The organism is Acidiphilium sp. PA (genome assembly GCF_026191915.1).
Classification (GTDB): Bacteria; Pseudomonadota; Alphaproteobacteria; order Acetobacterales; family Acetobacteraceae; genus Acidiphilium.
In genome coordinates, this window is the sequence record NZ_JAIMBY010000034.1 from 1 (window position 1) to 7,465 (window position 7,465).

Sequence of the window (7,465 nt, forward strand, 5' to 3'; positions counted from 1 at the left end):
TTATCCGTTCAACGCCTTCCGCTCGTTGCTCGGCATCGCGGGCGGCGCCGAGGCGCCAACCTATGCCCAGCTTTATTCGGGAGCATGGGTCCACCCCACATGTAGTGGGTGTCTGACTTAACCGGATAGGCACGGTTCGTTTTTTGAACGAGTAAGCGAAAGCCTAGCAGGTCAGCATTCCGGTAATCGTGTAGCATTGCTATGTCTTGATCTTGATTATTTCAAAGAGGCGAATGACCTATATGGTCATCCCGTAGGTGATCAGCTCTTAAAGCAACTCGTGATTCGTCTCAGATCGTGCATCCGCGGCAACGATCTTCTGGCACGTTGCGGTGGTGATGAGTTCGCTATCCTCCAGACGGGTGTAAGCACGTCTAAAGACTCGATCCGCCTCGCAGAGCGGATAGGCCTCGCAATGAAGGCGCCATTTGAAATCGAGGGCATTGCTCTGTCGACCACCCTGTCTATCGGGGTCGCGGTTGCGAGCATTGGTTGTGTCGACGAAGATCTTCTCTACAAGCAAGCAGATCTGGCGTTATACGAAGCAAAGACAAAATCGCGGGGTACTTATCTATTGTTTCGACCTGATATGCAAGTCAAAGCAGATTGGACGAAGCGGATGCGTTCCGATCTTCTTGCTGCGATTGACACAAACCAATTTACCTTAGCATATCAACCAATATTGAAAACCTCGGACTTATCAATTGCTGGCGTCGAAGCGTTGCTCCGTTGGCATCACCCTGAGCGGGGCCTAATTTCTCCTGCCGAATTTATTCCAGTCGCAGAAGAGACGGGCTTGATAATCCCTATCGGGAATTGGGTCTTACGGCATGCGTGTCAAGCCGCTCGAAGGTGGCCGCCGCATATAAAAATAGCGGTGAATGCCTCGATCAAGCAATTTGAGAATAATGACTTACTCGGCGCGGTGCTAGCGGCGCTTTCCGATGCCGGACTTCCTGCCGAAAGACTAAAGATTGAGGTAACCGAATCCATTCTTATGACAGAAAAATCGTCATGTATGGAAATACTACGGAGCATCCAAGACGCTGGTGTTTCAATTATTCTGGACGATTTTGGAACGGGCTATTCGTCGCTTTCATATATAAATATATTTAATTTTGATTTCATTAAAGTTGACAGATCTTTTGTTTCACGAGTTTGCCACCAAAACGACCGTGAGCCAGTTTTTGAAGCCATCATGGGTATGGCACAGGCCTTGAATATTCCAGTCACGGTTGAGGGTGTTGAAACCCCCCGTCAATTGCAATACGTTCGGGATCTCGAATGTGACTTCGTGCAAGGTTATTTGCTCGCGCGACCTATGGACGAAAATGATATATTAAAGTTTATTGCCGGCGGCAACTGTATAACTGACGCGGAAGCAAAAGCGGCTGACAGGCAGGACTGAGAAAGAATCTTCCTCTTGGAGCCTGACGCCGAATGATAGTTGTGTGATTTCAGTACGTTGTGCGTCGGTCTGTTTTTCATAACGAGTGGAAATCCGATGCTTGCCTATCCGGTTGTCACCCAGGGCTGTTCAACCCTCTGAACTGACGGTTCACTGAGTCCGATATGCAACAGGACGTCGGAAATTGAGGCGTCGGGCATTTTGTGGATTCCCGAGTGGATCGATCTGGGATTCGTGGGGAGGTAACCGATTCGGAGGTTACCATGCTGATTCCGGGGTCAATTCGCCCAGCATTCCGAGAGTAACTCGCCCGGTATTCCGGGATTTATTCGCCCACCCATTCCGACGTTAATTCGCCCACCCGTTCCGACTTCAATTCGCCCACCTGGGCGGGTTCGAGGCGGGGCCGGATTGAGGTTGCTGCTGGTTTGTTCAGGTTCACTCCCTTTGGCTGATCAAGGGAGCAGATGAATGCCAGTGGAGCGGATAGCGATGCGCGATGTGCGCGAGATTGTGCGGCTGAGAATGGCGGGTCTATCGACCCGGCAAGTGGGCATCCGGGTTGGGGTCGCGGCATCGACGGTGCGCCTGACGCTGAAGCGGCTGCAGGCGGCGGGACTCGATGGTCCGGGGGCTTTGGCGCTGCCCGAAGCGGCATTGGGAAGTCGGTTGTTTGATGGTGCGGCGGGTAAGCGGCCAGGTCATCGGCGGGTGGATGAGCCGGATTGGACCCAAATCCGCAGGGAACTGCAGCGCAAGCATGTAACGCTGTCGATCTTGTGGGACGAGTATATCGCCGAGCATCCGGACGGGTACCGCTACAGCCGGTTCTGCGAGCTTTACAGAACCTGGGAAGCCCGGTTGCCGGTGACGATGCGTCAGACCCACGCCTCGGGCGAGAAGCTGTTCGTCGACTATGCCGGCGACACGGTGCCGGTGGTGATCGACCGGCTGACCGGTGAGACGCGCGCGGCGCAGATCTTCCTCGCGGTTCTTGGCGCATCGAGCTTCACCTACGCCGAAGCTACCTGGACCCAGACGCTGCCAGACTGGATCGAGGCGCATAACCGGACGTTCGCCGCGATCGGCGGAGTGCCTGCGCTGCTGGTGCCCGACAACGCCAAGGTCGCGATCATCCGGTCCTGCCTCTACGATCCCGAGGTGAACCGGACCTACACCGACATGGTGCGCCATTACGGCACCGCCGTTCTCCCGGCGCGCCCGCGTCGGCCGCGCGACAAGGCGAAGGCCGAGGTGGCGGTTTTGCTGGCGGAGCGATGGCTGCTGGGCAAGCTGCGCAACCGGGTGTTCCACAGCCTTGCCGAGCTGAACGCCGCCATCGGCGAATTCTGCCTCTGGCTGAACGAGCAGCGGATCATCCGCCGTCTGGGTGCAACCCGCCGGCATCTGCTGGAGACCCTCGATCGCCCGGCGCTGAAAGATTTGCCAGCTCAATCTTATGTGCTGGCGCAATGGCGGCGCCGGCGGGTCGGCATCGATTACCACGTCGAGATCAAGAAGCATTTTTACTCGGTCCCGTACCGACACGCTCGCGCCGAGGTCGAGGCCCGGTTCACCGTGCGTACGGTCGAGATCTTCCTGCGCGGCGAACGGATCGCCGTACATGCGCGTGGGTCGGGCAACGGCAAGCACACGACGATCACCGAGCACATGCCCTCCAGCCACAGGCGCCATGGCGACTGGACCATCGCGCGGATCAATCAGGAAGCGGCTCTGCTCGGCCCCTCGGTCGCGACATTCTGCACACTGATCCTCGAACGCCGGCCACATCCCGAGCAGGGATTCCGCGCCTGCATCGGCATCCTGCGCCTGGCCCGCACGGTTGGGGCGGATCGGCTCGACGCCGCGGCCGAGCGCGCGCTCACGATTGGTACCCTGACCTATGGCTCAGTCAAATCCATCCTCGATCACCGGCTCGAACGAGCCGCCGGCGCAGCCAATCCCGATCCCACCCCGATCCGTCACCCCAACATCCGGGGCGGCGGATATTTTCACTGAAGAGAAGGAGACAACTCATGCTGAACCATCCGACCCTCGACCAGATCCATCAGCTCGGCCTTGCGGGCATGGCCCGCGCGTTTACTGAACTGGACACCAATCCCGAGACCCCTGGCCTCAGCCACGGCGAGTGGCTTGGCCTGCTGCTGGACCGCGAGATCACCGCCCGGCGCGATAAGCGTCTCACCACCAGGCTACGTTATGCTCGGCTACGCCACAACGCCACGATCGAGGACGTCGATTACCGGAGCGTCCGCGGCCTTGATCGGGCGCTGTTCCAGAAGCTCATCCAGGGGGACTGGATCGACGCCCACGATAATCTTGTGCTGAGCGGTCCGACCGGTGTGGGCAAATCATGGTTGGCTTGCGCCCTCGGTCATAAAGCTTGCCGCGATGATCGCCCGGCGCTCTATCAGCGCGCGCCAAAGCTGTTCACCGAACTGGCGGTTGCTCGCGCCGAGGGACGCCACGGGCGGATGATCCGTACCCTTGGCGCCGTCAACCTGCTGATCCTCGACGACATGCAGCCCACGGCCGAGACCGTCCAGCGCCCGTCGCGGCACTCCGACCCCAAGAGCTCGAGGCCAGATCCAAGCGCCCATTCTGCATTTTTGAGCATGCCGTATCAGCCCAACCTCCGTTCCAGCCGTCAAGCAGCATCACTATCACACGAATTGAGGCAGAACCTCTTTAAGGGAAACTGACAGTATCTTACCGCTCCACACGCTCTTGCCATAAGGACGCGAGCCGACATCGATCGCGTTCTTCAGAACGGCTGGCGCCGAGCGGTTATACTCGGGCGTGACAAAAAGAACCGCGTCGGCCGCCGCGATGCGCTGGCGAGACGCCGTCCATTCCGCTGGCGGATTTTCGTCTAAATCCGGATTGTAGGGGGGCAATTACCCGATTTTGACAATGCTGAGCCTCAATCCTGCGGGCGCGACTTCAGCAAGCGCATGAGCGGTTTTGCGATTGATCGAATCCTTCCTGAGGCTGCCGATGATCACGGCAACATCGCGTATTTTGTCCATCTCAGTTCCCTTCCCTGGTTGTCTTGTTCTGGTTCAAACCATCTACCGCCGCGCGTTGCCGTGCAGAATGGTGCGCGAGAGGCAAATGCCAGCCGTGCCTGATCGCCATAAAGCGAAGACCGAAACATAGTATCCCGCCGACCAGCGCAGAGACACTATAGGGAAGACCAAGTCCATCGCCGATGACGACGATCAACGCACCCGCCAGCGCCGCCACGGCATAGAAATCAGAACGCAGCACTTGCGGGATTTCGGAAAGCAGCACGTCGCGCGTCATGCCCCCGCCAATGCCGCTGAGCATGCCGAGGAGTGCGGATGGGACCGGGCCTAATCCAAACTCGATAGCCTTCTGTGTGCCGGCGACGGCAAAAAACGCCAACCCCGCCGCATCGAACAGCAGAACAGGTGTACGAAGTCGATCTACGCCCGCATACCAGAAAAAAGTGATAATCCCCGCCAGAATCGAGACCAGAAGATAGCGGGTATCGACAAGGGCGGCTGGAGGCACCGCGCCGATCAGCACGTCACGCGTAATCCCACCAACATTTCCCGTCACGAAGGCCAGGACGAGGATTCCGAAGATGTCGAGGCGGCGATTAACCGCGGCGACGGCCCCGCTAATCGCAAATACAAATGTCCCGCCCAAGTCCAGGATAGGCACAAAGCTCTCAATCGTGGCCATTACGGCTCCCGCAACACCCGTCGATGCACGCGAACGTCAGCATGCATCGAGCCAGGCTAACGCGCCAACGACCAGCGCCTCGACGCCAGTCTCCAGGGTGGGGTGCAGGACCGGCGCGAATTGCGGGCTATGATTGACCGGAAGATCATTGAGCTTACCCGCTGCTTTGGCGTCGGCATAGGATTTCGGATCATTCCCCCCCACAAACCAGAACACCGAAGGAACATGCCACGCCGTGCCGAAGCAGCCAAAATCCTCACTGGCCGGCGCGGGTCCGGTGTGTCTCACCCGGTCGGGGGAAAAATAGTCTCGGAACGCCGCGGCGATGCGGTTACTGGCGGTTTCGTCGTTCACGTTGAGCGGGTAGCGGTCGAGCGGCGTAATCTCCGGCTCTCGCGGCGCTCCAGAAGCCTCGGCCTCGGCATTGACGATCCGCTCGATCGCAGCAAGCACATGCTTGCGCACGCCGGCATCGAAGGTCCGCATGCGTGGACGGCCCGTTGAGTTCAAGTGGGAATTTGCAAGATTCGATGGCGGTTCGAAAGCGGTCATGCGTTCGGCCTGTATATGCGGCAACATGGCCGCCGGCCCAGATGGGTTCCGCGAGCAACATCCAAACACAACCGCGGCATATTACATGCCGGGGACCTTCGCGGATTTTGTTGCTCGTCGGTTCGACCGATCATCATCTCTTGCTCTGCCCTTAAACCCTCCGCACCGGCGCGCGGATCAGACTGCTACCGGCTGACGCCGATACGCTTCACCCCGCGCCATCATGGCCCAGATGATCCGGGCCATCTTGTTGGCCAGAGCGATCGCTGCGACCTTGCGCGGCCGCCGCTCCAGCAATTGCAACAGCCAGGCGGTTGCCGACTTGCTGCCTGGCTTGGCGTAGCGGATCACCGCCATTGCCCCAACCACGAGCAACTGTCGCAACCTCTCATTGCCTGCTTTACTTATCTTTCCCATACGATGCTTGCCGCCGGTGGAATGTTCGCGCGGTGTCAGCCCAAGCCAGGCGGCAAAATGTCTCCCGGTCTCAAAGTTCGCTGGGTTCACGCTCAGCGCCATGGTGATCGCGGTGATTGGTCCGACGCCTGGAATCGCGGCCAGGAGCCTGCTCACCGCGTTAGTCTTATGCTGTTCGAGCAGCTGTTTCTCCAGCGCCTCGATCTTCGCATCGAGATCAGTGATATGCCGGCCCATCTGCTCGAACATCGCCTTTGCAATTGCTGGAATTGCCTCCTCAGTAGACAGAACGGCAAGCAATGCTGTGACGTTCGCGCAACCCTTAGCGGCAACAATACCAAATTCCGCCGCGTGTCCCCGCAACGCGTTGATCGCCTGGGTCCGCTGGTTCACCATGAGTTCCCGATGCTTCACAATGATCGTCGCGGCTTGCTCCTCTGCCGATTTGACCGGAACCGTGCGCATGGTCGGACGCGCTGCCGCTTCACTGATCGCCTCCGCGTCATTTCGGTCATTCTTGCTGCGCTTAACGAAGGGCTTCACATATTGCGGTGGGATCAACCTCACCCGGTGGCCCATAGCACCGAGCACTCGCCCCCAATGGTGCGAGCCAGCGCAAGCTTCGAGAACCACCTCCGTCGGTGCCAGTTTGGCGAAGAACGGTTCGACCTGAGCCCGCCTGATGTCGCGCCGCAGTACCGGGCGCTCCTGGTCATCGACCCCGTGGATCGTAAAAACATGCTTGGACGTGTCGATCGAAATGCGTTTAAATTCCATTGGGCGGCCCTTTCATTGGGTTGGTTGATCGACCCTATATTGGCACATTCGATGCCGTTGGGCCGTCCACCCCAACACATTCAGCTTGATGGTGGCCTCGTCAGGAATGACGTTCTCTTTCGTGCCGGCTTGCAACACGCCGACCGTAACCACCGCCGCCCCGTTCGCGGCAACTTCGCGGGACACGATGGTCTGGAGCCGCAGGACGATTGATGCCGCCATGACGACGGGATCGATGCTTGCCTGCGGCATCGAGCCATGCGCACCACGTCCGAACAGACGGATCTGCAGACTGTCCGCCGCGGACGTGATCGGTCCGGCGCTGCCGGCAAGGGTACCGGCGGGGCCGACCATGACATGCTGGCCAAGCACGACATCGGGTGTCGGAAAGCGTTTCAGCAGGCCGTCATTGATCATGGCCTGCGCGCCTTGCGCGGTCTCTTCGCCCGGCTGGAACACGACCATCAACGTGCCCTTCCAGGCACTGCGCGCCTGCGACAGCAATGCTGCGGCCCCAACTAGCCACGCAACATGCATGTCGTGGCCGCACATATGGCCTACCGGAACGTCATTTCCTGC

Annotated in this window: 8 protein-coding genes and 2 pseudogenes; 4 read left to right on the top strand and 6 right to left on the bottom strand. The window is 59.0% G+C overall.

All coding sequences use genetic code 11. From position 1 onward, the window contains the following. The 4 genes and pseudogenes from AruPA_RS19755 to AruPA_RS19775 all read left to right on the top strand — a co-directional run. Positions 1-121 (top strand): annotated as a pseudogene (locus tag AruPA_RS19755) (IS1595 family transposase); the annotation flags it as partial. Positions 122-148: 27 nt separating this feature from the next. Next, a pseudogene (locus AruPA_RS21865) lies at positions 149-1,408 on the top strand (putative bifunctional diguanylate cyclase/phosphodiesterase); the annotation flags it as partial. A 492-nt stretch (positions 1,409-1,900) separates the two neighbouring features. Beyond that, positions 1,901-3,427 carry an IS21 family transposase gene (gene istA, locus AruPA_RS19770; protein WP_265638490.1) on the top strand — a complete coding sequence of 509 codons (1,527 nt, stop codon included), beginning with the start codon at positions 1,901-1,903 and terminating at the stop codon, positions 3,425-3,427. Between the two features lie 17 nt (positions 3,428-3,444). Continuing rightward, positions 3,445-4,131, top strand: a complete 687-nt coding sequence (locus AruPA_RS19775) for an ATP-binding protein (protein ID WP_322784414.1) — start codon at positions 3,445-3,447, stop codon at positions 4,129-4,131. On the opposite strand, the gene AruPA_RS21870 is transcribed toward AruPA_RS19775, so the two are convergent. The 6 genes from AruPA_RS21870 to AruPA_RS19800 all read right to left on the bottom strand — a co-directional run. After that, a complete protein-coding gene (locus tag AruPA_RS21870) occupies positions 4,093-4,326 on the bottom strand; it encodes an NADPH-dependent FMN reductase (protein ID WP_405055196.1) in 234 nt (77 codons plus the stop codon). The two genes, AruPA_RS19775 and AruPA_RS21870, sit on opposite strands and share 39 nt — an antisense overlap. Continuing rightward, positions 4,327-4,458 (bottom strand): NAD(P)H-dependent oxidoreductase, encoded by a 132-nt coding sequence (locus AruPA_RS21730; RefSeq protein WP_319612409.1) that lies wholly within the window; start codon positions 4,456-4,458, stop codon positions 4,327-4,329. Position 4,459: 1 nt separating this feature from the next. Further along, the gene (locus AruPA_RS19785; protein ID WP_265638476.1) at positions 4,460-5,140 is read right to left on the bottom strand and encodes a trimeric intracellular cation channel family protein; all 681 of its coding nucleotides are present in this window, start codon (positions 5,138-5,140) and stop codon (positions 4,460-4,462) included. Between the two features lie 36 nt (positions 5,141-5,176). Continuing rightward, complete coding sequence (locus AruPA_RS19790) at positions 5,177-5,626, bottom strand: hypothetical protein (RefSeq protein WP_265638477.1); 450 nt, start codon at positions 5,624-5,626, stop codon at positions 5,177-5,179. Positions 5,627-5,869: 243 nt separating this feature from the next. Then, positions 5,870-6,886, bottom strand: a complete 1,017-nt coding sequence (locus AruPA_RS19795; protein ID WP_265638478.1) for an IS110 family transposase — start codon at positions 6,884-6,886, stop codon at positions 5,870-5,872. Between the two features lie 12 nt (positions 6,887-6,898). Continuing rightward, positions 6,899-7,465: amidohydrolase (locus AruPA_RS19800; protein WP_265638479.1), on the bottom strand; the 567-nt coding region annotated here is incomplete at its 5' end.

Coding starts and splice junctions, on each gene's coding strand:
- istA (WP_265638490.1), top strand. CDS start 1,901: ATGCGCGATGTGCGCGAGATTGTGCGGCTGAGAATGGCGGGTCTATCG.
- AruPA_RS19775 (WP_322784414.1), top strand. CDS start 3,445: ATGCTGAACCATCCGACCCTCGACCAGATCCATCAGCTCGGCCTTGCG.
- AruPA_RS21730 (WP_319612409.1), bottom strand. CDS start 4,458: ATGGACAAAATACGCGATGTTGCCGTGATCATCGGCAGCCTCAGGAAG.
- AruPA_RS19785 (WP_265638476.1), bottom strand. CDS start 5,140: ATGGCCACGATTGAGAGCTTTGTGCCTATCCTGGACTTGGGCGGGACA.
- AruPA_RS19790 (WP_265638477.1), bottom strand. CDS start 5,626: ATGCGGACCTTCGATGCCGGCGTGCGCAAGCATGTGCTTGCTGCGATC.
- AruPA_RS19795 (WP_265638478.1), bottom strand. CDS start 6,886: ATGGAATTTAAACGCATTTCGATCGACACGTCCAAGCATGTTTTTACG.